This is a genomic window from Paenibacillus sp. A14 (assembly GCF_036864815.1).
Taxonomy (GTDB): Bacteria; Bacillota; Bacilli; order Paenibacillales; family Paenibacillaceae; genus Fontibacillus; species Fontibacillus sanfengchensis.
In genome coordinates this window covers 441,928-466,377 of record NZ_JBAGJD010000003.1, presented here as the reverse complement: position 1 = coordinate 466,377, position 24,450 = coordinate 441,928, and the positions used below count along the sequence as shown (strand labels likewise).

The window sequence follows — 24,450 nt, the reverse complement described above, 5'->3', positions numbered from 1 at the left end:
CTAATTGTTGGGAGAAAGCCTGAATGAGTAAATTAGCGGGAACAATTCCAGCTAAACCAGCTAAATTGTCGAGCGCCTCTTCGGTCTATGATTGCGGCCAAAGAGGGGTTCCGTCCGAGGCTGCCCGATGTTTCCGATCCGATGCGGACTGGCGTAAGGTGGATCGGTTTGAGCGAGCTTGCGGGGGTTACGCTGTATCCGAACATTAGCAAACAGATTCAAGCTTATGCGCACAACCGGCGAAATATCGACCTTATTGAGGATTACCGGTTGGAGAGTTACAAGAAGAGGGGGAAAAGCGGTGAAAAGTGAAGCCGTCCGCGTACTGGAAGCTAATGGTAATGGACAAGAGGGCAGTTTTATTTACTATTTGCACGAAAAAGATACGTTCCATGAGGATTCCTACTGGGAGCTGTATCACGCGATGATTGATCTTATTGAAGCGACGAAACAGGAACCGTATCTGGAGCGGGGCATCAGCGCTACGGTGAGTAAGGTGTTTTCTTATATTTACCGCAGTTTTATGTGGAATTTTTGCCCTCACGACCAATATTCGATCCGGGGCCTTCCCGATGAAGGACGTTTTCCGGATAGGGTGGACCGGTTGGAAGAGGTGTTTAGCGCCTATTTTAACGGAATTTCCGTGAACCGGGCAGTGATGGAAAGCGACATTCCGACCCGGATCGGTAAACCGGCGGCGCGGGCCCTTGCCCATGCGGGATATGGGCGGTTGGACCAGCTCGCTTCGATCAGTGAGCGAGAACTCCTCAAGCTGCATGGCGTAGGCCCCAAAGCAGTGGGGATTCTACGCCGGGAGTTAGAGGAGAAGGGGCTGTCATTTGCCCCGGATGCCGTTCCCCGAAAGTCGTGATCAAGAGCGCATACTCGGCATCATTTCAGACTTTCCCGGTTTAGCCGCCCGGTCCCGTTTCCAGTACAGCTGCAGCGCGAACAGGGCGCACCAAAGGGAAACGACGATGAAGATCATCGACCACACCAGAGCGGGGACCAGGGTCAGGCCGGCCAAATTGGCGGCGTCCCCGGCCTGCCGGGGATCGATGATGGAGCGCTGCAGCAGGGTGACCGGCCCCATCACGGACTCCTCGAGACATAGGAACGCGAGCAGTAAATAATAGAAGTTTCGAATCTTTCCGCCGATAAAGTAAACTACCGCGTTGATCAAAATAAAGACGATCAGCCAACCTAACCCGTACCCCGATCTCACAAAAAAGACGATCATCGCAAGCGCCAGCGCGCTGACTACGGCAAGCCCCAGGGCTTGCTTTTGTTTGGCATAGCCGTAAAACAGGCCGACGGCAAACAACGAAGCCGATACGTAACCGGCCAAGGAGACGGCAATTTGGCTCCATCCGGAAGCCAGCATGGAGTAGGTGACCCCGCTGTGATCGGGATTCAGTTCAATGCGCAGCACGCGGCCGGAGACCAACAGCGTCGCCACCGCATGACCGAGCTCATGCACCATCGTGTCGAGCATGCGAAACCAGTCGGAAAAAGGGATCAGCCGGGTCAAAAACGCAGCCCCCAGCAAAAACAACAAGGCTTTCAGCCATTTATTCATAAAGGGCTCCCTTCACTTTTACTTTACTTAACGGAAGTTGAATCTTCCCATCTTTCAGCCTGGAAGACCCGGTTGCCACTCAATTATAATAGAGAACAAAAAAGCATTCAAAAAAGCGAACAAATTTTCGCTTCGATGGTATAATGGAGTCGTGATGGAGGACGTTGGACGATGAACGAAGGAGCGGACAAGCACGGCATGTCTCAAGAAAAAAAGAACCCGCGAACGACCCGGGAACAGGGTCTTACGTTCGCCGAACTGGAGCTTGACTTCGCGGACCATGCGGATTATGCGAGGCCTGTGGCCCGGGAGGAGCCGCAAGCGTACAGCCGGATTGTGATGCCGGAAAGCGTGGAACGGGAAATCGACTGGAGGGAGAACTTCAGGTATGTTTCCCGCGAGGAGCAATTTGTCCGGAAGGCTAAAGAATTGGAAGGAGAGACGGTCGAGTCGGCCGAATTCGTTCCTTTTCAACATTATTGGCCGACCTATGAGGAAATGCAGCCGGCTCAGCTGAAATGGTATTTGCATTGGCGCGGTGAGGTTCGTGCGGGAAGGTACCCGGATACGGATCTGTCGTATCTTTTTGTATACTTGTACGAGTTGATTCACGGAATCGGCTGGCGTGAGCCGTCGCAGGGGTTTGAGCTCATCCGCCGGGTTTGGCAAGAATACCGTCAGCGGTATCCGAAGCTGGATTTGTACGCGCGGGAATGGCTGTACGATTTTGCGCTGGTGTTCGGGCTGGATTTGCCTAGGATGGAACCCTTGCTGAAGTTTCCCCGGAACCTTTCGACCGAGCTGAGGGAACTGGAATGGTACCGGAGATTTACCGCCGAACCGCTCGGGCTTTCCTGGGACATGCTGACGCCGCTCCTGGATTACGAAGTGGAGAAGAGCCGTTTTTATACGGGGCAAGGACGGAAGGACTTGCAGCAGTATGCCCCGAAAGTGGTGTCCCTGGTAGACGGCTACATGAGCAAGGCGCAGGGAAATCGGCTTTTGGCCCGGTTTAAGCCGCGGGAGAAAAAAGTCAAACGTCATTTGTTCCGCAGCGCCGTCTACGATTTCGAGCTGCACGGACGCAGCGTGCCGGTCACCGTGCTGCCGGTGAGCGAGCATCCGCCGCTGCGCGATTATGTGACCCAGCTCGTCCGGCTCACGGAGAACAAACTCCGCGAGCTGACGGGATTCAAAGGCAAGCTGCGGGGGATCGCGGTGGAGCCGGACGTCGAGCAGCTTGTCGACCGTTTTCTGCGGAAGGAACTGGAACAGCGCAAAGCCGAAGAAGCCAAGGCCCGGGCTCCCAAGGTCAAAATCAACACGGTTAAGCTGCGCAAATTGCAGAAGGAATCCGATGAGGTTCGGGATCTGCTGCTGGCGGAGGAACTGGCTGGTGCCGGGGAAGCGCCGTGGGGTGAGCCTGCGCCGGTGGCGGGTCCCATCGCGGGCAGCGAGCCGGGCCGGCGGAAGCCGGGCAAGCGCAAGCAGGCCGGGCCGGAGCAGGCGGAGCTTGATTTCGAGCGGGGCTGGCTGGCCTTTGCGGATGAATCCGAGTCCGAAATTCCGGTAACGGAGCCGGAAATGAGGGAGTTCCCCGCGGCTGCGATAGAAATGTCCGAACCGCCGGCGCCTTTCTCCGATCGAAACCCGGAAGCGGAAGGGCTGCCGGCGGTTTGGCGGGGGATGTATGCGCGGTTTGGCGGGGCGCATCTTCAGATGCTGTCGGCCCTGCTGAATGGGGAAGACGCGTCCTCCTTGTATGCGATCGCCGAACAGGCCGGCTCGATGCCCGAGCTGCTGCTCGACGAAATCAATGAAATCGCGATGGAAGAAATCGGCGATTTACTGGTGGACGGCGAGGACATTCCGGAGGAATATCGGCCGGAGCTCGGCAAGCTTCTTGGGAGAGCGGCTGATTAAAGAAAGTGCGAAGAAGAGAAGATCAATGAGGTGAAATCTCGATGAAACAGGTGCAAATTCCGAAGCGGCTCACCACCGCTTTGGTGAACTCCCTGACGGCCGGGGTAGTGCCGCGGGTCGGGCTGGAGCATATCGCGGTCGGGCGAAAGGCCGAGGTGGCGTCGATGCTGCAGGATATGGACAATATCGCGGAAGGCGGAGCCGCTTTTCGGTTAATTGCCGGGCGATACGGGAGCGGCAAAAGCTTCTTGCTGCAAATGATGCGCAACTATGCGATGGACCGAGAGTTTGTGGTCGCGGACGGCGACCTTTCCCCGGAGCGGCGTCTCGTCGGTGCGAAGGGGCAGGGCCTGGCGACCTACCGGGAACTGATGATGAATATGTCCACCCGGACGCGGCCGGACGGCGGCGCTTTGGAGCCGATGCTGCAGAAATGGATCGCCGCGCTCCAGCAGGAAGAGATGCGTGCGACGGGCCTGCGGCCCGGCGATCCGCAGCTGCTCGAAGCGGTGGAGCTGCGGATTTACGCGGTGAGCCAGGAACTGCAGAGCCTGGTGCACGGGTTTGATTTTGCCAAGGTGCTGGCGGCTTACTGGAGCGGCTACAAACTGGGGGACGATGACCGGAAAGCGGCGGCCCTGCGCTGGCTGCGCGGCGAATTTCCGACCAAAACGGAAGCCCGCAAGGAGCTCGGCGTCGGCGTAATCATTGACGATGACAACTGGTACGACTATATGAAGCTGTGGGCTGAGTTTGCCGTGCGGATCGGGTATAAAGGGCTGCTGCTTTTTATCGATGAAGGCGTGAATTTGTACAAAATCACCAACAGCATCTCCCGCCAAAGCAACTATGAGAAATTGCTGACGATGTTCAACGACACGATGCAGGGGAAGGCACAGTACCTCGGCATTTACCTCGGCGGGACGCCGCAGTTCGTGGAGGATGAGCGGAGGGGACTGTTCAGCTACGACGCTTTGCGCTCCCGGCTCATGGACGGGCGATATAGCAGCGGCACGCGGCGGACGTACACCTCGCCGATCCTGAAGCTCGATATGCTGTCGCACGAAGAGATTTTGATTCTGCTGCAAAAGCTCCGGGAGATCCATGCCATGCATTTCGGCTATGCGGCGCAGCTAACGGATGAGCAGTTGATCGCGTTTATGCAGGCGGCGGTTGGCCGGCTGGGCGCCGAGGAGCTGCTGACAACCCGGGAAGTCGTCCGCGATTTCATGGACGTGCTGCATATGCTGCACCAGCATGAGTCGCTGACCTTCGAGGCGTTGATGGGAGAGCGGGAGCAGGAATTTGCGGCATCGGGCGGTGGGGCTTCGCGCAAAGAGGCGAAGGACGAACTGGACGACTTTTTGGCGGAGTTTGACCTATGAGCGGAAACCATTCTTTTTCCAGGCTGGCTCCGTTCATACAGGAATATATTTACCGCAAACAATGGGACTCCCTGCGCGAAGCCCAGGTCGAGGCCTGCCGGGTGCTGCTGGACACCCCGCATCATCTGCTGATCGCTTCGGGGACGGCGTCGGGGAAGACGGAGGCGGCCTTTTTTCCGGCGTTGACGGAGCTGTTCGAACGGCCGTCGGAATCGGTCGGCATTCTGTATATCGGGCCGCTCAAGGCGTTGATCAACGACCAATTCGAGCGGATCACCGAGCTGCTTCGCGAGGGGGAGGTGCCCGTCTGGCACTGGCACGGGGACGTTTCCCAGGCGGAGAAAACCAAGCTGATGCAGCGCCCCTGCGGCGTGCTGCAGATTACGCCCGAATCGCTGGAAGGGCTGCTGATGAACCGGCCCAATGCGATCCCCGCGCTGTTCCATGATCTAAGGTATATCATGATCGATGAGGTGCACGCGTTTATGGGGGCGGACCGGGGGATTCAGGTGCTGAGCCAGCTGACCCGGCTGACGCGCATGGCGTCCTGCTCGCCGCGCCGGATCGGGTTGTCGGCGACGCTGAGCGATTATGACACGGCCGCGCGCTGGCTGGGGGCCGGCACGAAGCAGCCCGTCGAGGTCGTCTCGCCGCAGGGCGGGCGGAAGCTGAAGCTGTCGGTGGAGCATTTTTCGTTCCCGGACGCGCGGAATGAACGGGAAGCGGAGCATTTGGAACTGGCCAAGCAGAACTATTACAGCTTCATTTACGACCATACGCACCGCAAAAAAGCGCTCATCTTCACCAACAGCCGCTCGGACGCGGAGCTGACGACGCTGGAGATGCGGCGGATCGCCGCGAAGCGTGAGGAGCGCGATGTGTTTCATGTGCATCACGGGAGCATTTCCGCGATGCTGCGCGAAGAGACCGAGGCCGCACTGCGCTCCGGCCCCGGGCCCGCGGTCGCCGCTGCGACGGTCACGCTAGAGCTGGGCATCGACCTCGGCGAGCTGGAGCGGGTGATCCAGCTCGGGGCGCCGTACAGTTGCTCCAGCTTTGTGCAGCGGCTCGGCCGCTCCGGACGCCGGGGCGACATGGCGTCCGAAATGATGTTCCTCGTCGCGGAGGAAGAGGACGAGGAGGCGCAACTCCCCGCACGCATGCCGTGGACGCTGCTGCGGGCGATCGCCGTCATCGAGCTGTACGTCCGCGAACGCTGGGTGGAGCCGCTCGATCTACGGCGGAAGCCGGTCGGTGTGCTCTACCATCAAACGATGAGCACGCTCAAAAGCATCGGCGAAGCCGAGCCCGCCGAGCTGGCGCGGGCGGTGCTGACGCTGCCTTCTTTTCGCGGCTTCGAGCCGGAGGAATACAAGCAGCTGCTGCAGTATTTGCTGCAGACCGACCACATCCTGCAGACGGAGGAAGGGACGCTGATCATCGGGCTCGGCGGGGAGAAGGTGGTCAACAACTTCCGCTTCTACGCCGTGTTCAAGGATGACGAAGAGCATGCGGTGTACAACGGCTCCGAAGAAATCGGCAGCATCACCACCGTGCCGCCGCCGGGCTACTGCTTCTCGCTGGCCGGGAAGCTGTGGAAGGTGGAAGAGGTGGACAACAAGCATAAAGCGGTGTATGTCAAATCCTTCCGGGGCAAGGTGGACACGCTCTGGCTCGGCGCCGGCGGGGATGTGCACACCCGGGTGATGCAAAAAATGCGCCAGGTGCTGGAAGAATCCACGCTCTACCCGTACCTGGCCCCCGGCGCGGTGAACCGGCTGGAACGCGCGCGTCGGCTGGCCCGCGAAAGCGGGCTGCTGCGAAGTCCGGTGATTCCCGCAGGGGGCGATTCGGTGTTTATTTTGCCGTGGACGGGAAGCAAACAGTTCCGCACGCTGGAGCGTTTGCTGAAGCACAACCTGACCGAGCCCATGGGACTGCGGCAGGTTGTCCCGATGGAGCCGTATTACATGGTCGTCGCCGGAAAGACGGCAGCGCCGGAGCTTCTGGCCGCGATCCAGACCGAGTTGTCCGAGGTGAGAGATGCGGAGGCGCTGCTCGACGCAAGCGAGGCCCCTTACCTGGGGAAGTACGACGAGTTTGTTCCGCCTGAGCTGGTGCGGCGCGCTTTTGCCGTGGACGGATTGGATTTGAAGGGCTTGAAGGAAGCGTTGAACGGCGTTCCGGGGGATGGTTTTGCCGGATAGTGGCACCTTGTTGAGTTTACTTGTTTGCGGTGATCGGGTCCGTGCTTTTTGTGGCAGTTTTACCGGTTGAAAACTGAACAGCTAGCGGAGCAGGAGCGCTTTAGATACGCATTAAATTTAATTTTTGAAGGGGATAAAGACATGGCAGCGAAAATAAAAATGATGGCACCTCAGCTTCCGGCGGAGTTGAACGAGGCACGGTGGGAGGATGTCCTGGAGGACGAGGACCGTGAACTGGTGAACGGGCTGCTCAGCGGCGACCGGTTCGAACATGAGGTCATGGATCGGTGCATTTTGGCCAAAGTGAGACTGCGCGGATGTTCTTTTGCCCATACCACCTTCGACCGGATGGACCTGACCGACGCGGTTCTGGAAAACTGCGACCTGTCCAACGCCGTCTTGCAAAAAGGCGTGATCCACCGCGTCCATTTCAAGGACTGCAAATTGACCGGCATCGATCTGAGCAAGGCCAACCTCGGGTTCGTCACCTTTGAAAACTGTGTCATGAACCTGTCCGATTTCGGCGAGGCTTCGCTCAAGCAGGTGCGCTTTACCGGCAGTGTTTTGCAGAATGCGACGTTTTATGGCTGCAAGTTCAAGGATGTGGAGCTCGACGTGTGTGACCTGAACGAAGCGGACTTCAACAACACCTCGCTGAAGGGCATGGATATCAGTACGTGCACGTATGACCGAATCGACATTCCGGTAGAGGCACTGGCGGGATGCACCGTAGCGCCGGAGCAGGCGATCGGGTTTGCGAAGCTGTTGGGGTTGAAGGTGAAGGGGTAGAGGAACGCCCAGATCATACATAACCGGGTATCCAAAAGCAATGGAAGGCAGAACTCTGCGGAGGGCTGTCTTTTTTGTTGGGAAAAAGAAGGGAAGGGGTAAAGCGATGATCATTCATATCGGGCGGGTCAATGACAAGGAGTTATGGGTAAAATTACAGCATTTTCAATCAGAGGATTTGAAGAGTATGCGTTCTGCGTGTTGCCGACGTCCTGAAATGTTCTACAGAAAAAGCCAGTTACCTGCGTCCCAAAATGGAAAAGAAGCTTCCTTACGTTTTATCTGAGCAAGAAGTGCTTCGCGTTCTCAAGGCCTTGAACAATTTGAAGCATCGTACCATGCTTTTTTTGGCCTATTCCTCCGAATTGCGTGTAAGTGAAGCGGTACGATTCAAGCTTACCGACTTGGATTGGAATCGGGGAATCATTTCCGTTCGGCAGGGAAAAGGAAAAAAAGACCGCCATACCCTTTTGTCGCGAGCGGCATGGGAACTGGTGCAACAATACATGAAATCAGAGAAGCCATCCGCATGGCTATTTCCGGGTCAATATCCAGGAACCCACCTCCATGAACGATCGCTTCAAAAAGTTTTTACGGAAGCACTGACACGCTCTGGCGTCAAGAAAAAGGTCGCATCCACGTGCTTCGACACTCCTTTGCCACCCTTTTTACTCGAAAACGGCGCTGACCTCCGGTTTATCCAAGAACTGCTGGGCCATGCCAACCCTTCCACCACCGAGCGCTATACCCATGTCAGCACTAAGAACCTTAAGAAAATCCAAAGCCCGCTGGATCGGATTACGATCAGCCGGATGAGGAGGAGATGGTCAATAGAAAGGATGTGAAATATTCGCTTACAGAAACATGAAATGGAGATATAATTATGGATAATAGTCAGGTGCGCGAATACTAAATTGTAGAGGATGTTCGCGACGTGCAGAGATATAGGAGTTAGGTGAAATCAACGATAGTGAAATAAGAACCCCAAAAATTTTTTCAATCTTTGGGATAAGCTTGTTTAATGTTAGTTCTATTAAGAAGATAATCGGTGCTGGTTTGGTGGAAGTCGGCAAGTTTAATGAGTATGGCGGTTGGAATATCAACTTCACCGCGTTCATAATTACTGTATATACGTTGACTACAGTTGAGATATGCAGCAATTTGAGATTGAGTTAAATCCTTATCTTCACGCAAGCTTCTAATTCTTGGGTACATACAAACACCTCCAACATAAAAATACTCTAGCGAGTAATTCGCTATTGAGATTTAGCGATAAAATCGCTAAAATGCTCTTATGAGAAATACAATGGAGGGAATGTAGGATGAGTAGCTTATTAGAGCAATTGTATTTTGGAGAAATTAGACCAGAAGAAAAGATTATACCGAAGAATCCAGAGTATAAATTGTTGAATAGCGAAATTTCAAGCTTCAAGGAGAAGTTAATAACAAGCCTGACGGAGGATGAGGTGGAGCTTCTTGAAAAAATATATGATCTATTGGGAAGGTCTTCTTCGATATATTCAACCGAAGTATTCATCTATGGTTTCAAAATGGGTGTTCAAATTGTAACGGAAGCTTATGCTGATGGAAAATAAAGAAGAATTTTAAAGACGGATGATATATTAGAGAGTAACGTAGCTCGAGGAAGTCGTTGACTTCAGTTAACACCGTATTCACGCATCGGGGCTTTCGCCCCTTGGTTATCAGATGTATAATCATGGAAGAAGCTCAGATAACAAACGCCCCAGCCTAAGATAAAAGCTATCTAAGGCTGGGGCGTTTCGTGAATAAAAGAACGTTAAGTGAAATTACTGCAGACAACATTACAGACCTTATATAAATAAAAATAATCAACAAAACCTATAAAAGCGTTATAAAATGAGTTATACTGAGGTAAGAATAAGTAAGGAGCCGTGCGCTAACACGGCTCCAAAGTACAATAACTGCATAAAGAGCAGTCGGCCACACTAGTCAGGTCGCAGAATAGACCGTTTCCTTAGGCAGGGCGGTCTACTTCTTTTTCATGTAGGTAAGCAATGCCAGAATGAACATGCCGAACATGAACATTAAGGAAAGTGCATCTTTGACCTCCATGGGCATCACCTCCCTTCTGGGAGATTAGCCGACCGCCCTTATAGCCGTATATTGTACTAGAAAATTATAACATATAAGACATGATCAAATACCATTAATATACTATAATTATCTAGAATACATAGGAAACAAAACCGTATATGAGAATGTAAACACAGAGAAGGCAGTAACATCACTTAACAATGCATCTATTGCTGCGGGGCATTCGCCCCTTGGTTGTCAGAAGCAAACTCACAGACATAGATTCAGACAACACACGACCCGGCCTAAGATAAGAGTTATCTAAGGCCGGGTCGCGTCATAGATGCGGAACGTTAAGTGAAATTACTGCAAATAAAATTCCAATAAGTCACCTCAATAATAATGGATCTATATATGTTATATAAATGAAGTATAATGGTGTGTAAGAGTTAATAAATTACATTGTACCCAAGATATAAATTAGGGAGAGTATTATGAATCTTAACAAATATATAATGACTGTAAATCTAGCAGAAAAAACAGAATTGGAGAAAGTACAATTACTTGCCTTTTTTTTGAATATTACTGAGAAGACTACTTCCTTCGCCCTTGATAACATTGTTCAAATGCTAAAAGAAATTGGTCATCCTATCTCGAATGTATCACGAATCAAAAGTTACCTTTCTAAATCAAAAGATTTCAAAAAGATTGGCAAAGGAACTGAGTATATGATAACACCTACCATTAAGCAAAAACTACAAGATGAAATTGGGCCTATATTTAATAATATCGAAGAAGTTATATCTTCGAGTGAAATACTTGATGAAGCTTTGTTTTTGGGAAAGCGAGGATTTATAGATAAACTCATTAAGCAAATTAATAGCAGCTATAAGAATAATTGTTATGATGCTTGCGCTGTACTTATGCGGCGAGTTTTTGAAGTTTCTTTAATTCTCGCGTATGAAAGTAAAGGAATCCAAGATCAAATTAAGGATGGACACGGTGATTATGTAATGCTTGAAAGAATTGTAGCAAACGCTATACAGAATAGAACTTTAAATATATCAAGGTCACGTAAAGAATACGATTCAATTAGAGATTTAGGGAATTTTGCCGCACATAAAATACATTTTAATACGCGAAAAAGCGATATTGATGACATAAAACAAACTTACCGTGTCTGTCTTGAAGAATTATTTTATATTGCAGGATTAATTCACTAGGAGGAGATAAGCTTGACAAATAAATTACGCATTAAATTAGGCACTATTGAATTTGAAGTAGAAGGAGATAGTGAACTAATTGAAAGAGAAAGAGAGCAATTTTTTAGCTTATTGCCAACTGCCATAAATGCTGTTTCTCCTGTTGTTTCAACTGGCCCCCAAATATTAGAGGTGGTACAAGATATTACAGAAGCATCTGGTACTCCTGCTTTGACTAATATCTCGTCGAACAATAATATTAATTCCTATGATTCAATAGCCACCTTTTTAAAAATTAAATCATTTAGCAAAGAAGTGGAAAGAGTGTTGGGTGTTGCTTATTTTTTAGATCAAATAGAAGACATCAGTCCTTTTACAGTTAAAGATATTGAGGCTAAATATACTGAAGCAAGAATTTCAAAACCAAAAAATATAAGCGATGCTATCAACAAAAATATAACTAAAGGATATCTTGGTGAATCAAAAGAAAAGAAGGATGGCCTTAAATCATTCTATGTATTAACCTCTGGAATTGAATGGTGTCAAGATTATACTCCTTCAGAAGCCACAACCCCTGTAAAGAAATCACCAAAGAGCCGGAAGGTTGCTTCGGAATCTAGTTTACTAAATATATCTTTGGATGAACTTAACTTGGAGAAGTATTGTGATGTTTCTTCTTTAGAAAAGTTTATCGATCAGTTATTGGTTGTAATGTTGATATACTCAAGAGAGAAGGGAATTGAATATTTCTCATATGATGATATAGTAGCAGTTTTTAAAAATAAGTTTAGGCTTCCTGCAACTGAAAGACAGGTTCAGTATTCATTTGATAAAGGTGGCACTATGTTTGATAAAAAAACAGAAAAGAAAAGGGCATTTCACAAACTATTGTCTAGCGGAATCAAAGAGGCTGAAAGGATAGTAGCTCAACATAATATTGATAACTTTACTCCTACAAATTAAGGGTGATAACTATCCAAAGTTTTTTTATTCAGTGTATTCAAGATGGCAGTAACATCACTTAACAATGCATCTACGCTGCGGGGCATTCGCCCCTTGGTTGTCAGAAGTTAAATGCATAGAAGAATATTCAGACAACAAACGACCCGGCCTAAGATAAGAGCTATCTGAGGCCGGGTCGCGTCGCAGATGCGGAAACGTTAGGCGAAACAGCGAAGAGCGAAACCAAAAGGAGCCAATATGGAACTAAAACTTGTTCCGGTTAAGCCGGAGAATAAAGACACATTAACTAATCTGTATCAATTTTATGAATATGATTTTAGTAAATACACAAATCGAGATGTAAATAGGAATGGAAAGTATGAAATTAACTTAGATTTTTATTGGGATGGTGACGGTAGGTGGAACCCTTTCTTTATTGAAGTGGAAGGTTCAATTAGGTTTTTTGGTAGTTCTATTTGAGAATATGGATATTGATCCCGATCCAACACATGTAATATACGATTTTATGATTTTACAGAAGTATAGAAGAGCAGGTGTAGGTCGTAAAGCAGCAATAATGGCATTTAACATGTATAAGGCGTCTCAGATGGAAGAAAATATTACGGCAATATCCTTTTGGAGAAGCGTAATAAATGAATTTAAAGAAGGCAATTACACAGAAAGATATAGAGAAGAACGAAAAAAATATATTCAAGAGTTCACTACAAAGATCTAATGACACTAATTGAGGGTTATTTCTGAGCGGCATCGCCTAACACCAAATTCACGCTTCGGGCATACGCCTTCGGTCCGGCAGGGGGATTTCAAGGAAGCGGAAGCATCCGGACAACCCTGCACTGGCTAAGTCTGACGACCCGTTCGCTATCGCTCACTTAAGCCAGTGAGGGTTCGTGAATTCAAGAACGTTATCAGAAATGATTGCAATAAATGAAAGGATCTGAAAACATGAGTGATCTCTACAATTTATTACCTAGAGATAAACATGACTTTGAGAGAGTAGATGTTTTAAAATATATAGATAAAGAAGACCTGATAAAACTAATACCAAAATTAATCGAGTGGCTGCAGGATATAAACTGGCCAATAGCTATGGATGTATCTAAATTACTATTAACAGTTCCCGTAGAAACGATTCCATTTATCCGAAATGTTCTTGCGGGTGACGATGATATTTGGAAAGAATGGTGTTTGAGATATATTGTAAAGGACTTACCTACGGAACTAAGAGAAAACTTAAAAGAAGATCTTGAGCGAATTGCATATAGACCAACAAAAGGAGAAGAACTTGAAGAAGTACATATAACCGCTCAAGAAATATTAAAGAAATAAAATTTACACGGCGAGACCTAACGGTCCCTTGGTCTGCAAAAGGATTTTCGGAGAAGCGGAATCAGCAGAGAACCCTGCACTGGCTAAGTCCATCGGACCTGGGGCTAGAGCCTCTTAAGCCAGTGAGGTTCGTGAATACAACAACGTTATGAGCCATTACCGGCAAAAATTTTAAAGATTTTAAGGAGAGAATTTATGAAAGGTAAGATACTCTTATTATTTTTTATTACGATAGTGTTGTCATCTTGTCAAAATATTAGTCAATCGACTACCTTGAACAGCGAAACTAAATCAATAATGAATTCTGAACTGCCTCCTGATGTAGTGAGTACAGGTAATGGAACAGAATCGAAAGAAATAACTGAAGGTCGATCAGATCCTTCTAACAATGAAGTGTTATCCATAAGCGTTGGGAACTATGATTTGACTGGAGAATTTTATGATGAAATGCTTCGAAATCCTATAGATCATGATTATGAAGTGGAATTTAATGCATTACAAAACTCCGATGAGGTTACAACATTGGGATGGGGAGCGTTGGAAAGCAAATATACAGAGATTTGGGATAAAGAGTTGAATCAAATATATAAAAAGCTTCTTTCAAAGTTGGATAGAGAACCAAGGGAAGCACTAATTGAATCACAGAAAGAATGGTTACAGTATCACTTAAAGGAAACAAAATTTGTAGAGAAGACATTTATTGATAATGGTTACCTAGGAACACAAGGATCGGTAAGCCTAGGGAAGGTTATAAAGGAGAGAATTAGGGAAAGAACCATGCAATTATTTGAATATCGCTATTTGCTAGATGGTGAAGTTGAGTTTTTATACCAAAGTAAAAAATAGAGCTGGAATCTTGATCAAAGGTTTTTAGGTGATGCTTCGAAGACAGTAACGGCGCATAACACTGTGTTCACGCATCGGGGCTATCGCCCCTCGATTATCAGATGTATAATCATGGAAGAAGCTCAGACAACTAACGACCCAGCCTAAGATAAGAGCTATCTAAGGCTGGGTCGTTTCGTGAAATACAAAGAACGTTAAGTGAAGTTCAAATAAGAAATTGGAGGAACAACAAATGCTAAACATGGAGAACATATTGCTTATAACAGATATTCCCGGTTATACCCCTCAAATCAGTCGTTTATTATCAATGATGAACTATGCTAGATTTACAACACTAGATGCTGTAAAGAATCTTTCACAAGAACAGCTTGATTTTTTGCTTGATTCCCAAAGTAACTCTATTGGAGCATTATTATTGCACTTTGCAGCGGTTGAATATGCTTACCAGGTCTCTACATTTGAAAAACGGGAATTGAACGAAGAAGAACTCTCAATATGGGGTCCTGCTCTGAATTTGGGGAAGGAAGGTCAAGAAAAAATTAAAGGTAATGATTTAGCATATTATCTCAATAAATTAGATGTTGTAAGAAATAAGACGCTTGAATTATTCAAAACAGTTAACGATGATTGGTTATATATAGAGGAGAAATTCTGGTGGAATAAAGCTAACCATTATTTTATGTGGTTTCACGTGTTTGAAGATGAGATCAATCATAGAGGACAAATCAGAACGATTAGAAAAAGATTGAAAGTGTAACCAGTAGATATGAACCTCACCTAACAATGTGTTCACGCATCGGGGCATACGCCCCTCGGTTGCCAGAAGATAACTCATGGAAGCGGATTCGGGCGATACATCCATTTACCCAACCGCGGTCGAATGCAAAGATATTCGTTTTTTTGATCTTGATGGTTTGCCAGAAACGATAAGTCCCCCTGTTCGGGCCATAGTTAAGAGTTACTAATAAGTAAAGGGGCCAAAATATTTGAAAGCTTTCATTAGCATTTTGACTGTTATTTTTGCACATTTTATTTTTATTTTATTTTTGGGGATCCGAGTTGAGGATTTCACATCCGAAACCGTGCTGTTTTTTTTTATACCGTCCCCTTATTGCTATTAGTGTCTAATTCTACTTTGGCTTATAGATCAACTAATAGAAGGAAAAGATGGATTTGGCTTATTACAAGTATTGTCCCAGGTTGCCTTTTTATTGTCTGGGCAAAATATCAACCGACCTCACCAGGTGGGTTTTCAATTTTCCCGGATTATCAAATAGAATTGGGCGTTTTTTTACCTGCTATCCACTTCCTTATTCAAATCATGTGGTTAGTGGATTGGGTAGTAACTAGAAGGCACTAGTGCCGCATCAGCCATTTTTTGAGAAAAGAGTACGGATAGTCGGTATAAGCAAAGGAGATGAACCGTACCAAATGGATAAACTTCTTGAGAAAAAATATTCAAACCGGATAAGGAGCGATTTGGCAAAAAAACTAAAACCTTATGGTTTCAAGAGGAGTAAACCTACTTTTTATACCAGGGTGAAAAGTGACCGAATCGAATTTATTCATATTCACAAGTTTACTTCCGGCCCATCATTTAGAGTGCATATTGGTGCGAGATTTTTTTGTGATGACTTTGAAGCAGTTGCATTAAACGGTATTGATAGTGACAGTTTCCGTAAAAAGTACAGCTTGTCTTATGGAAGGACTGAAGATTCTGTACTGAAATGTGTTGAAGAAATGATGGAATTTATCCTAAGGGAAGGTTTTGCATGGTTTGATTATTGGATGGATCCCATGAGATTACTAAACGAAAATGAAAAAGATTCGCCGATTCATAGATTTAAGAATGAGTACTTTAAGTTTCAAGCGGGTGAAGAAGATCAGGGGAAGGTAACCTTATCAAAAATGCTTTTGGGGATTAAGGATGAAACCAAGAAGGGAACGAGTGACGAAAAAAGTACGTGGAAAGGAAACTCGGAGAGATGACCTTAATGTTGATTATCGACTGATTATTGGGTTTGCAGGGATTATTGGGAATCAATATGCAAGCCTAAAAAAGATGGAGGAACTTCAAAGATCGGTAAAAGAGATAGATATGCAAGGCTTGCCAAGAGCTGTTAAATAAAGGACTAGCCAGACATGGAACCGGGATACATGATTACATAGATGTAAAGATCTATTTTTAGTAATTTAAAGAAAACAGCAAGATCGGTTAACACCAATGCAAGAATGTTATGTGTAACTAATTTTAAAGGACGGTACTCATGACTTATTACTTGTATCATTATTGCGAGAAAGAAATTGGTCCATTCAAAAACTTATCAAAGTTATCAATGAAATCTCTTACGGTGATTTATCAAGGCACGTTATCAGAAATCAGCACGGAGAAAATATAAAGATAAATTTATGAAGAACAGTTTAAAGGAGATTACAATGAAGATAGAATTAGCAACAGAAAAAGATTATAAGTACATAGTTGAAAGAGATAAACATGTTCCTAAGACACTTGTAAGTACAAAGATTAATGAAAAGGAAATTTTTATACTTAAAGATGGAGAGCATGAAATTGGATGGATGAGATACGGATATTTCTGGGATAACACTCCTTTTATGAATATGCTATGGATTGAAGAAGAATATAGGGGACAAGGTATCGGTAAAAAAATTGTATTGTATTGGGAGGAACTTATGCGTCAAAAAGGATTTGAGTTAGTAATGACGTCAACGCAATCTGATGAAGGAGCACAGCATTTTTATAGGAAAATTGGTTATCGTGATGCTGGATGTCTAATACTGGAGACCCAACCCCTTGAAATAGTGCTTACAAAAAATCTCTAAGAAGGTTACTGTAGTTTACATGGAAGAACTAACGTCTGATAACAAATAATAAATGGAGGTTTACTAATGGACGTAGCTTATGAAGTTATTGAAAGTATGTTGGTTAAATTTAAGTCTGAAAGGAAATGGACTCTTCAAGCAATTGAACAACTGTCAGAGGAAGATATCTCCTGGTCTCCGAACTCGGAAAGCAACAGTATTGCGAATCTAATTGCTCATATTCGAGGTTGCGTTCACTCACGAATCGAAACAATCTTTTTTAATATGCCCGATACAAGGGACAGGGAAAAGGAATTTGAACACGGACTAATAATGACTAAAGAGCAAGCTTATAACCTGATGAAGGAAGCATTCGATGTAATTATTCAATATCTCGAACACCTCAATAGAAACCCGGAATTGTTATTGTCTCAACCATTTCTCAATCGTCCGCCTCTTACCTATAGTCAATTCAATAATGAGACATCCGCTCTTAACCTAATGATAGCCATGGTTAGAGAAATTCATTATCACACAGGGCAAATAATATACATAGCAAAAATAAGGAAGGGACAGCTTGTATGGCAGTATGATTAAACAACGTAAAAGCTAATAGGCGTGTGAAGAGGCAGCCTGGGCGATAAAACAAGCCCCAGACTGCCGCTGGTTTAGTAAACTAACATTGTAGTACTATTGTCTTATAATCAGGATGTCACGAGGTGGTCTTCCAGTGCTTTGGATTCGGGATATTTCGCTGTTAGTTAGATTGCGGCCTACCAGAATTAGCGATGATGTAACGTTGTTGAAATTCAAATTACCCAAGTTAGCCACATTTTGACTGCCACGGAAAACCCGGAAGGATCCCTGAAAGTTAGTTCCCGAAAACAGTACCAGTGTTACTTGAGTGCTTTGCACAACATTTCTGAGTCGGAAGCTCGAAAGCGCATTGTTGAACCGAAACGCTCCAAGATCACGAACCGCAACTCCACCGCGTCTGAAGAGGATCCGACGACCAGAAAAATTAGTACCTGACCAAAGTGCAAGGCGTACATCACTGTTTGCCAACTATATCACTCCTTTTTTAAGGTTGATATAGTGTATTGCAGTTTTTGAGAATGGTGTAGACACATAGAGCAGGGGAATAGCTTGATTTTGCTAATCTGGGGTACGTGATTTTTAAAAAATGGAAAAACCTTCATCCATCCCCTAAAATAGAGTAGAGGTGGTATGGCTTAAGCTGCTGACTTCAGCATTACATCTTAAAAATGAGGTAATGATTTCACAGCAAATTATCAAGGGCAGGAGGGAAGCCTGCCAACCTCCACCTAATCCGTGGTGACGTCATGACCATGTGAATTTAAGTGTGTAAGCAAGCCATTTTGCTATGAGGAGTTGTTCCGAGTGTTCTCATTCATACCGATGTTTCTGTTTATTGTCTACGGATTGTTTATTCTTCTTGGGCTATATTGCTTATATTTGCTGATTAAATTATTGATTCGAGCGATCGAAGCATTGGATATCCATTTGGAGGAAAAAAGAAATAGGCGGCTATAGAGCACAGATCCGCAGGGACCTCGGCAGTCGGTTTGGCGATTTAATAGTAATGAATTACCTCAAATCCATAAGACTAAATAAGAGAGGTGTTTCTGATGAAGATTGTAAAAGCGGATCCATCCAACTTAAATGAATTAACGGAGCTAGCGTTGAAACTTTGGCCAGACAACGAACAGGAGCATTTAAGAGCCGAATTTGAAGAGCTATTGGATTCGAAGAGAGACATCCTTTATTTAGCAACTGTTGAAGGTGGTTTTGTGGGATTTATTCATATGTCACTAAGAGTCGATTACGTCGAGGGCTCCAATTCGAGTCCCGTCGGATATGTTGAAGGAATCTATGTTGAAGAGAACTACAGAAACAGAGGCATCTCCAAGAAATTAGTTGAAGCCGGAGAGCAATGGTCGAAGTCGCTCGGTTGCCATCAAATCGCCTCGGATACGCAGTTGGATAATGTTATAAGTCAGAAATTTCATAAGAAGATAGGATTTAAAGAAGCGGGAAGAATCGTCGCTTTTATCAAGGATATAAATTGATTTTAGCTTGCGATGTAAGGAGGGATTCCCATGCAGGCTTTAGCGCCGAAATATTATTATACGATTGAAAAATTACCAAATGACGGTTTTCAGCATCCTGAGGTTCTATCCATAATTGAACGGAATAATCCGGGTGCCATATACGTGGATCAATTATTGAATCCAAGGAGTGCATTAGTTTGGAGCCAGGGGATTCAAGGATTTTATCTTATCGGGGATTACAGAAATGATTACTTTAACCAATCTCTAGATGGTTTTATAGCTGAGTATATTGAGCCCAGGATGAAGGCGGTTTCCTTAACCCATTTTGAAATCTCGGGCCATCACGAGAAGTGGGATTTTGAAAGCATGTTTGCTTCCAGAAAACTTTATCAGTTCGAGCAATTGGTTTTAGAAATGCGGAAGGAACCCTTAGAAACGATTGAAAATACGGGCACATACCAAATCATCAATCTAAAAACTGATGAGTGGAATAACGGAAGTATAAGAAATGTAGAACTTATAAATAGCCATATCGATTTGTTTTGGTCCTCCAAAGAAGAATTTAAGAAAAAGGGATATGGGTATGCTGCTCTAGACGAATCAGAAGTCATTGGAGTGTGTTACTCCAGTTTTGTGACTAATCAAACTCATGCCATTGGTATTGAAACGGTATCTCGATATCAGAACAAGGGAGTGGGAACCTATTTGGGATATCGATTAGTAAAAGATATACGTGACAGTGGGTATACTCCGTATTGGGACTGTTCGCTCGATAATGAAGCATCAAAAAAACTGGCCTGTCGATTAGGCTTTGAACAGGTACAGCGCTACAAATGCAGAGGTTTTGAAATTGAAGTAGTTGAACAATAAGAATAATAGAAAAGATGTGGTGCAAGCTTGAAAAAAGTGGTGGCGCTTGCTCTTTCCTTCATAGTTGTGATTATAGGCATCGTGTATATCTCGAACAAAGCAACCTACACATCCATGAGAAAAGAAGTTATGGACGAGATCAGCCTAACTAATATAGTTAAAGTTACTTTTAGAAGATATTCGGACGATAAAGAAACGATCACTAAGGATACGAGAAGCATCGATCAGATGCTAGCCGAACAGTCGGATATTGAGTTGAAAAAGGTGAGAGACATTTCCGCGGATCGGGAATATGCAGTAAGGATATATTTGAAAGATAAAAACATCGGCTTTGAAGTAGGATATGGAGTACATGGTTATTTTTAAGGGGTCGGGCCACCAACTCTACAAGGTGCTTGATGGTAAAGATCATTTAAAAACGATTGAAGCCTTAGACTATCGGTAAAGTTCTGATATTGTAGGAAACGGAGCAACCGCAACCCAGGCCCCGATATAACATGCTCTGCGGAGGTTCCGTTGGAAAGCTAATGTTTAAATTTCTTGAAAGGTGTGATGTGGTATGAGAAGTAACCCTAGTATTTTGAAAATCGGCTTGTCGGTGAAGGCTAAATTTTAGGTGGAGAGCTTGAAAACAGGTCTCTCCACGAATCGGAGGGTTCCTATGATTAGATTAGAAAGAATTGATAAAGATAATTGGGAAGAATGTGCTGAGCTGGAGCCGGCAGAAGAACAACAATCCCTTATTGCGCCGAATGTATATTCTATTGCTGAAGCCCAGTTTTTGCAGGGATTTTCGAGTGTGGCCATATTTAAGCAGGAGACGATGATTGGGTATGCTCTATATGGAATAGATCCGGATGATCATAATTATTGGATCTATCGTTTTATGATCGATCGGCGTTTTCAAGGTCAAGGGTACGGGTACCAGGCTGTTTGCAGCATCATTGAAGAGATCAGAAACCGCGCGGATCGCACGGAGGTACTGGTTTTAGGGTATAAACCTGAGAACGAGCGAGCAAGAAGATTGTATTCGAAAGCCGGATTCATAGAAGATGGATTGGCTCCGTGGGGAGAAATGATTGCAAAATACAGCTATGTGAGAACAGAGTAAGCTAGACACCAAGCGGCTCAGCCTAGATACGAGTGATCTATGGCTGGGCTCATCCCTAATCGGGGGAGTGTTCCATATTGAAGAAATTCATAAAATTGAATGTTGTTAGTATCCTCTTTGCTTTTACCATCAATTTCATAAGTTTTTTAACTGACTATGAATAGGACGGTATTCATGGCTTATTATTTGTATCATTATTTTGAAAAAGAAATCGGTCCATTCAAGAACTTGTCAAAGTTATCAATGGATGATGCAACAAAAGTATCTAATCAAATTAAGAATGAGGGTAAGGTATTTGCCAGTCGAAGAAATGATGAATATTTGATGATCAGAAGAGAATTGGAAAGAACAGCGAGAGACCTATTTATTAGTAAAGGCGGGAAGCCAGTCAATACTTTTCCTCACTATATGACTCTGGGAGCTTGTAGTTGGCTTCAGACATGGTATTTGGAACCGGGGATCATCACAATAGATTGGAATGAAATCGCTAAGGAATCAATGAGTTTTACATACGGTGATTTATTCCCAACTATGCGATATCCCGATGAAAAACCATACAGAAAACAAGTGTATACTAAAGATGAAATTATTAAAGTTATTGATCAATTTGGCTTACCACAAGATTGGAACTATGATGGAGCCAAGGGACCGGAAAGATACATAGAAGTGCAAATATGGGATGAACAAATTATTCAAAGATATATGTAAGTGATGCAGAACAAGTAAATCAGCCGAGTCGGAGAGGAAGGGACGTAATACATGAATACAATCATTTATATGGTAAGACATGGCGAATCGCCAAAAGCTGAGGGTAATGAGCGGACTCGGGGGTTAACCGAGAAAGGGAAGACGGATGCAAAGCGAATTACAGAATTGTTGAAGCAAGAAGGAATCGATATTTTTTTCTCAAGTCCGTACTCCAGAGCAATAATGACTCTCGAAGAATTGGCGCGGACGGCAGGAAAGGAAATGCAACTTCATGAAGACCTTAGAGAGTTAACGTTCTCGAGCGATGACAAGATCATGTCAGACGGTGAACTGTACCCTCTGGTAAGTAAGATGTTTTCAAATCGGGCAGCACTCTCGCCTGGTGGAGAGTCCGCTTTCGGATGTCAAACACGTGCAGTAGCTGTCCTCAAGGAGATTTTAACGAAAAATCGCGGTCAGCGCATTGCGATAGGGACTCATGGGGCCGTGATGACTTTGATCATGGAACACTTTGATAGCAGCTATGATTTTGATTTTTTAATGAGAACTTCAAAACCGGATGTTTACAGGATGGAATTTAAGGATGATGAGTTAATAGAGGTTGAGAGATTATGGAAATGAGGATAGCGAGAATGTTATGATGAATATCATAGAGAAAGACGTGAAAAGCGAATGAAAACCGGTCAAGCAAAATCTTTAGTAATTCTTCTCCACGAGATCTATGGTGCTAACAATCATATGGATTTCATGAAAGATGTCATGACGCAAGAAGGTTATGATGTCATTACTCCAAATCTATTACATAGGGATCCTTTTTCTTACGATCAGGAAGAGGAAGCCTATCACTACTTTATTAACGAAGTCGGATTTAACGGACCGAAGGATGAAGTAAAGCAAATTGTAGCGGCAAACCGAATGAACTATGAGAAAATTTACATTATAGGCTTTAGCGTCGGAGCTACGACGGCATGGATATGCAGCGAGTTTGAGATTGACGGCGTGATTGGGTTCTATGGATCCAGAATTCGGGACTATGTTGAGATGGAACCGGGATGTCCGACCTTATTATTTTTTCCGGAATCGGAAAGATCGTTTCATGTTCCGGAGCTCATCGACAAACTGAAGAACAAGAAGAATATCCATGTAACAGCCATACATGCCGAACATGGTTTTATGAATCCGTTTTTCAGAGCCTATAGCCGTAAAGACTATATGGAATGCATGAATCAATGCTTAAAATTCCTGAAGCAACTCGAAGAGATCGATACAACCATCTTGTCAGGGTAGCCGAAGAAAATGAAATCAATAAACAAGGGAGGCCTGTCATATGAAACAGGAGTTTGCTTTTTCAAGAATAGGTTACGTCTATATTCCCACCACGCAAATCGATGAATCCATTCATTGGTATACGGAGAATTTGGATTTTAAACTGATGAATAAGTTTCAAGACCGCGGGACATTTGTTGCCGTATTACACCACCCGCATCAGAACTCCATAGCTTTATTGCTCATTGAAACACAAGACAAGCAAACCATGGAAATCACAAGAAACGGAAAACCATTTCCCGTCATGGCCATGAACTGTCCCAATATTGAATACACGTATCAATTATTGAAGGACCGAGGCGTAACGGTGGAGGATCTACATACGCTGGGTAATGGAGAAGCCAAGTACTTTTATTTCAGAGATCTTGAAGGTAATCTGTTAGAAGCGGCTTGGTCCATCTGGGATCCCGTGGACGAATTTAAAGAAGATTTTGTAGAGTAAGAGTAAATTATCAGGTCGGAGAGCCGGGTCGTACATGCCGAGCGTTGCAGCGCTTGGCTTTTTTTAAAAGGGGAGAGAGATTATGCAGGATGCCATTGCTATTATCTCGGATATACATAGTAACCGTTTTGCATTAGAGGCGGTATTAAAAGATATATCCACGCGAAACATTCAACGGATCGTAAATTTGGGGGATAGTCTGTTCGGTCCCATTGACCCATTGGGTACAGCCAAAAGGTTAATGGAGCACGCTAATATGGTTCATATCATGGGAAACTGTGACGCGGCTTTACTGGAAAAAGAGATGGATTCAGCTACTTTCCAATATGTTAAACCTTTACTGGGGCGCAAGATTGAGGAATGGATAAGAACGTTTAAAGATACATGGGTATATAAGGACCTGTTCTTTTGTCACGGAACTCCTTATGCAAACGATCGATACTTATTAGAGACCATAGATGAAGATGGGGTTAGTTACAAGAAGCCTGAATTACTCATGAAAGAACTTGGCTCCATTTCGCAAAAATATATTTTTTGCGGCCATAGCCATGTCCCCAAATCCATATATTTGCCCGATGGCAAGCTCATCGTCAATCCGGGCAGTGTGGGGTTGCCCGCCTATGAGGAGGAATTGCCATTTCCGCATAAAATGGAGTCGCTGTCCCCTTATGCGGATTATGTCATTGCCTATCAGACGGAGATGAGCGTATGGAATATAGAGCATGTTATGGTTCAGTATGATTGGGAGCAAGCCGGCTCGATGGCCGAGTCAAACGGACGAATGGATTACGCTGTTGCGATCAGGACGGGAAGAGTAACGTGA

Annotated in this window: 30 protein-coding genes; 26 read left to right on the top strand and 4 right to left on the bottom strand. The window is 45.1% G+C overall.

All coding sequences use genetic code 11. The features are described 5' to 3' along the window. Positions 1–87: 87 nt before the first annotated feature. A complete protein-coding gene (locus V4U88_RS10190; RefSeq protein ID WP_334073148.1) occupies positions 88–312 on the top strand; it encodes a hypothetical protein in 225 nt (74 codons plus the stop codon). Next, complete coding sequence (locus V4U88_RS10185; protein WP_334073147.1) at positions 302–871, top strand: Imm41 family immunity protein; 570 nt, start codon at positions 302–304, stop codon at positions 869–871. Before V4U88_RS10190 ends, V4U88_RS10185 begins: the two co-directional genes overlap by 11 nt. Here V4U88_RS10185 and V4U88_RS10180 read toward each other — a convergent pair whose 3' ends face one another. Further along, on the bottom strand, positions 872–1,579 hold the full coding sequence (locus tag V4U88_RS10180; protein ID WP_334073146.1) for a M50 family metallopeptidase: 708 nt from the start codon (positions 1,577–1,579) through the stop codon (positions 872–874). A 171-nt stretch (positions 1,580–1,750) separates the two neighbouring features. Between V4U88_RS10180 and V4U88_RS10175 the strand changes: the two genes are divergently transcribed. The 5 genes from V4U88_RS10175 to V4U88_RS10155 all read left to right on the top strand — a co-directional run bounded on the left by V4U88_RS10175 (position 1,751) and on the right by V4U88_RS10155 (position 8,728). Further along, positions 1,751–3,502 carry a TerB N-terminal domain-containing protein gene (locus V4U88_RS10175; RefSeq protein WP_334073145.1) on the top strand — a complete coding sequence of 584 codons (1,752 nt, stop codon included), beginning with the start codon at positions 1,751–1,753 and terminating at the stop codon, positions 3,500–3,502. A gap of 41 nt (positions 3,503–3,543) precedes the next feature. Next, a complete protein-coding gene (locus V4U88_RS10170; RefSeq protein WP_334073144.1) occupies positions 3,544–4,887 on the top strand; it encodes an ATP-binding protein in 1,344 nt (447 codons plus the stop codon). After that, positions 4,884–7,094, top strand: a complete 2,211-nt coding sequence (locus V4U88_RS10165) for a DEAD/DEAH box helicase (protein ID WP_334073143.1) — start codon at positions 4,884–4,886, stop codon at positions 7,092–7,094. Before V4U88_RS10170 ends, V4U88_RS10165 begins: the two co-directional genes overlap by 4 nt. A gap of 141 nt (positions 7,095–7,235) precedes the next feature. Then, complete coding sequence (locus V4U88_RS10160; protein ID WP_334073142.1) at positions 7,236–7,883, top strand: pentapeptide repeat-containing protein; 648 nt, start codon at positions 7,236–7,238, stop codon at positions 7,881–7,883. Between the two features lie 254 nt (positions 7,884–8,137). Next, on the top strand, positions 8,138–8,728 hold the full coding sequence (locus tag V4U88_RS10155) for a tyrosine-type recombinase/integrase (RefSeq protein ID WP_334073141.1): 591 nt from the start codon (positions 8,138–8,140) through the stop codon (positions 8,726–8,728). A gap of 151 nt (positions 8,729–8,879) precedes the next feature. Here V4U88_RS10155 and V4U88_RS10150 read toward each other — a convergent pair whose 3' ends face one another. Further along, positions 8,880–9,098, bottom strand: a complete 219-nt coding sequence (locus V4U88_RS10150; protein WP_036714644.1) for a helix-turn-helix domain-containing protein — start codon at positions 9,096–9,098, stop codon at positions 8,880–8,882. A 107-nt stretch (positions 9,099–9,205) separates the two neighbouring features. Between V4U88_RS10150 and V4U88_RS10145 the strand changes: the two genes are divergently transcribed. Then, the gene (locus V4U88_RS10145; protein WP_068783347.1) at positions 9,206–9,478 is read left to right on the top strand and encodes a DUF6809 family protein; all 273 of its coding nucleotides are present in this window, start codon (positions 9,206–9,208) and stop codon (positions 9,476–9,478) included. A gap of 415 nt (positions 9,479–9,893) precedes the next feature. On the opposite strand, the gene V4U88_RS10140 is transcribed toward V4U88_RS10145, so the two are convergent. After that, positions 9,894–9,977 carry a putative holin-like toxin gene (locus tag V4U88_RS10140; protein WP_220687457.1) on the bottom strand — a complete coding sequence of 28 codons (84 nt, stop codon included), beginning with the start codon at positions 9,975–9,977 and terminating at the stop codon, positions 9,894–9,896. 455 nt (positions 9,978–10,432) lie between these two features. On the opposite strand from V4U88_RS10140, the gene V4U88_RS10135 reads away from it, so the two are divergent. From V4U88_RS10135 to V4U88_RS10095, 9 genes are all read left to right on the top strand, one after another. Then, on the top strand, positions 10,433–11,161 hold the full coding sequence (locus tag V4U88_RS10135; protein WP_334073140.1) for a hypothetical protein: 729 nt from the start codon (positions 10,433–10,435) through the stop codon (positions 11,159–11,161). Between the two features lie 12 nt (positions 11,162–11,173). Beyond that, on the top strand, positions 11,174–12,103 hold the full coding sequence (locus tag V4U88_RS10130; RefSeq protein ID WP_334073139.1) for a hypothetical protein: 930 nt from the start codon (positions 11,174–11,176) through the stop codon (positions 12,101–12,103). A 385-nt stretch (positions 12,104–12,488) separates the two neighbouring features. Then, complete coding sequence (locus tag V4U88_RS10125) at positions 12,489–12,818, top strand: hypothetical protein (RefSeq protein WP_334073138.1); 330 nt, start codon at positions 12,489–12,491, stop codon at positions 12,816–12,818. 212 nt (positions 12,819–13,030) lie between these two features. Continuing rightward, positions 13,031–13,432: a DUF5071 domain-containing protein gene (locus tag V4U88_RS10120; RefSeq protein WP_334073137.1), complete on the top strand. Its 402-nt coding sequence runs from the start codon at positions 13,031–13,033 to the stop codon at positions 13,430–13,432. Between the two features lie 195 nt (positions 13,433–13,627). Then, a complete protein-coding gene (locus tag V4U88_RS10115; RefSeq protein ID WP_334073136.1) occupies positions 13,628–14,278 on the top strand; it encodes a lysozyme inhibitor LprI family protein in 651 nt (216 codons plus the stop codon). Between the two features lie 232 nt (positions 14,279–14,510). Beyond that, positions 14,511–15,035: a DinB family protein gene (locus tag V4U88_RS10110; protein WP_334073135.1), complete on the top strand. Its 525-nt coding sequence runs from the start codon at positions 14,511–14,513 to the stop codon at positions 15,033–15,035. A gap of 674 nt (positions 15,036–15,709) precedes the next feature. After that, positions 15,710–16,267, top strand: coding sequence for a DUF4304 domain-containing protein (locus tag V4U88_RS10105; RefSeq protein WP_334073134.1), 558 nt, complete (start codon positions 15,710–15,712; stop codon positions 16,265–16,267). Between the two features lie 447 nt (positions 16,268–16,714). Continuing rightward, positions 16,715–17,119, top strand: a complete 405-nt coding sequence (locus V4U88_RS10100) for a GNAT family N-acetyltransferase (protein ID WP_334073377.1) — start codon at positions 16,715–16,717, stop codon at positions 17,117–17,119. 66 nt (positions 17,120–17,185) lie between these two features. Then, positions 17,186–17,695 (top strand): DinB family protein, encoded by a 510-nt coding sequence (locus V4U88_RS10095; protein ID WP_334073133.1) that lies wholly within the window; start codon positions 17,186–17,188, stop codon positions 17,693–17,695. Between the two features lie 93 nt (positions 17,696–17,788). Here V4U88_RS10095 and V4U88_RS10090 read toward each other — a convergent pair whose 3' ends face one another. Beyond that, a complete protein-coding gene (locus V4U88_RS10090) occupies positions 17,789–18,163 on the bottom strand; it encodes a hypothetical protein (RefSeq protein WP_306433462.1) in 375 nt (124 codons plus the stop codon). 584 nt (positions 18,164–18,747) lie between these two features. Here V4U88_RS10090 and aac(6') point away from each other — a divergent pair. The 9 genes from aac(6') (at position 18,748) to V4U88_RS10045 (ending at position 24,450) form a co-directional block, all read left to right on the top strand. Further along, a complete protein-coding gene (aac(6'), locus tag V4U88_RS10085; RefSeq protein ID WP_334073132.1) occupies positions 18,748–19,188 on the top strand; it encodes an aminoglycoside 6'-N-acetyltransferase in 441 nt (146 codons plus the stop codon). 30 nt (positions 19,189–19,218) lie between these two features. Next, positions 19,219–20,040 carry a GNAT family N-acetyltransferase gene (locus V4U88_RS10080; protein ID WP_334073131.1) on the top strand — a complete coding sequence of 274 codons (822 nt, stop codon included), beginning with the start codon at positions 19,219–19,221 and terminating at the stop codon, positions 20,038–20,040. A gap of 27 nt (positions 20,041–20,067) precedes the next feature. Next, positions 20,068–20,406, top strand: coding sequence for a hypothetical protein (locus V4U88_RS10075; RefSeq protein ID WP_334073130.1), 339 nt, complete (start codon positions 20,068–20,070; stop codon positions 20,404–20,406). A 295-nt stretch (positions 20,407–20,701) separates the two neighbouring features. Next, on the top strand, positions 20,702–21,151 hold the full coding sequence (locus V4U88_RS10070; protein ID WP_334073129.1) for a GNAT family N-acetyltransferase: 450 nt from the start codon (positions 20,702–20,704) through the stop codon (positions 21,149–21,151). 174 nt (positions 21,152–21,325) lie between these two features. Further along, positions 21,326–21,859, top strand: a complete 534-nt coding sequence (locus V4U88_RS10065) for a hypothetical protein (protein ID WP_334073128.1) — start codon at positions 21,326–21,328, stop codon at positions 21,857–21,859. Positions 21,860–21,910: 51 nt separating this feature from the next. Then, positions 21,911–22,480 (top strand): histidine phosphatase family protein, encoded by a 570-nt coding sequence (locus V4U88_RS10060; RefSeq protein WP_334073127.1) that lies wholly within the window; start codon positions 21,911–21,913, stop codon positions 22,478–22,480. Between the two features lie 51 nt (positions 22,481–22,531). Continuing rightward, positions 22,532–23,146, top strand: coding sequence for a dienelactone hydrolase family protein (locus V4U88_RS10055; RefSeq protein WP_334073126.1), 615 nt, complete (start codon positions 22,532–22,534; stop codon positions 23,144–23,146). Positions 23,147–23,186: 40 nt separating this feature from the next. Beyond that, complete coding sequence (locus V4U88_RS10050; RefSeq protein ID WP_334073125.1) at positions 23,187–23,627, top strand: VOC family protein; 441 nt, start codon at positions 23,187–23,189, stop codon at positions 23,625–23,627. 82 nt (positions 23,628–23,709) lie between these two features. Further along, positions 23,710–24,450 carry a metallophosphoesterase family protein gene (locus tag V4U88_RS10045; RefSeq protein WP_334073124.1) on the top strand — a complete coding sequence of 247 codons (741 nt, stop codon included), beginning with the start codon at positions 23,710–23,712 and terminating at the stop codon, positions 24,448–24,450.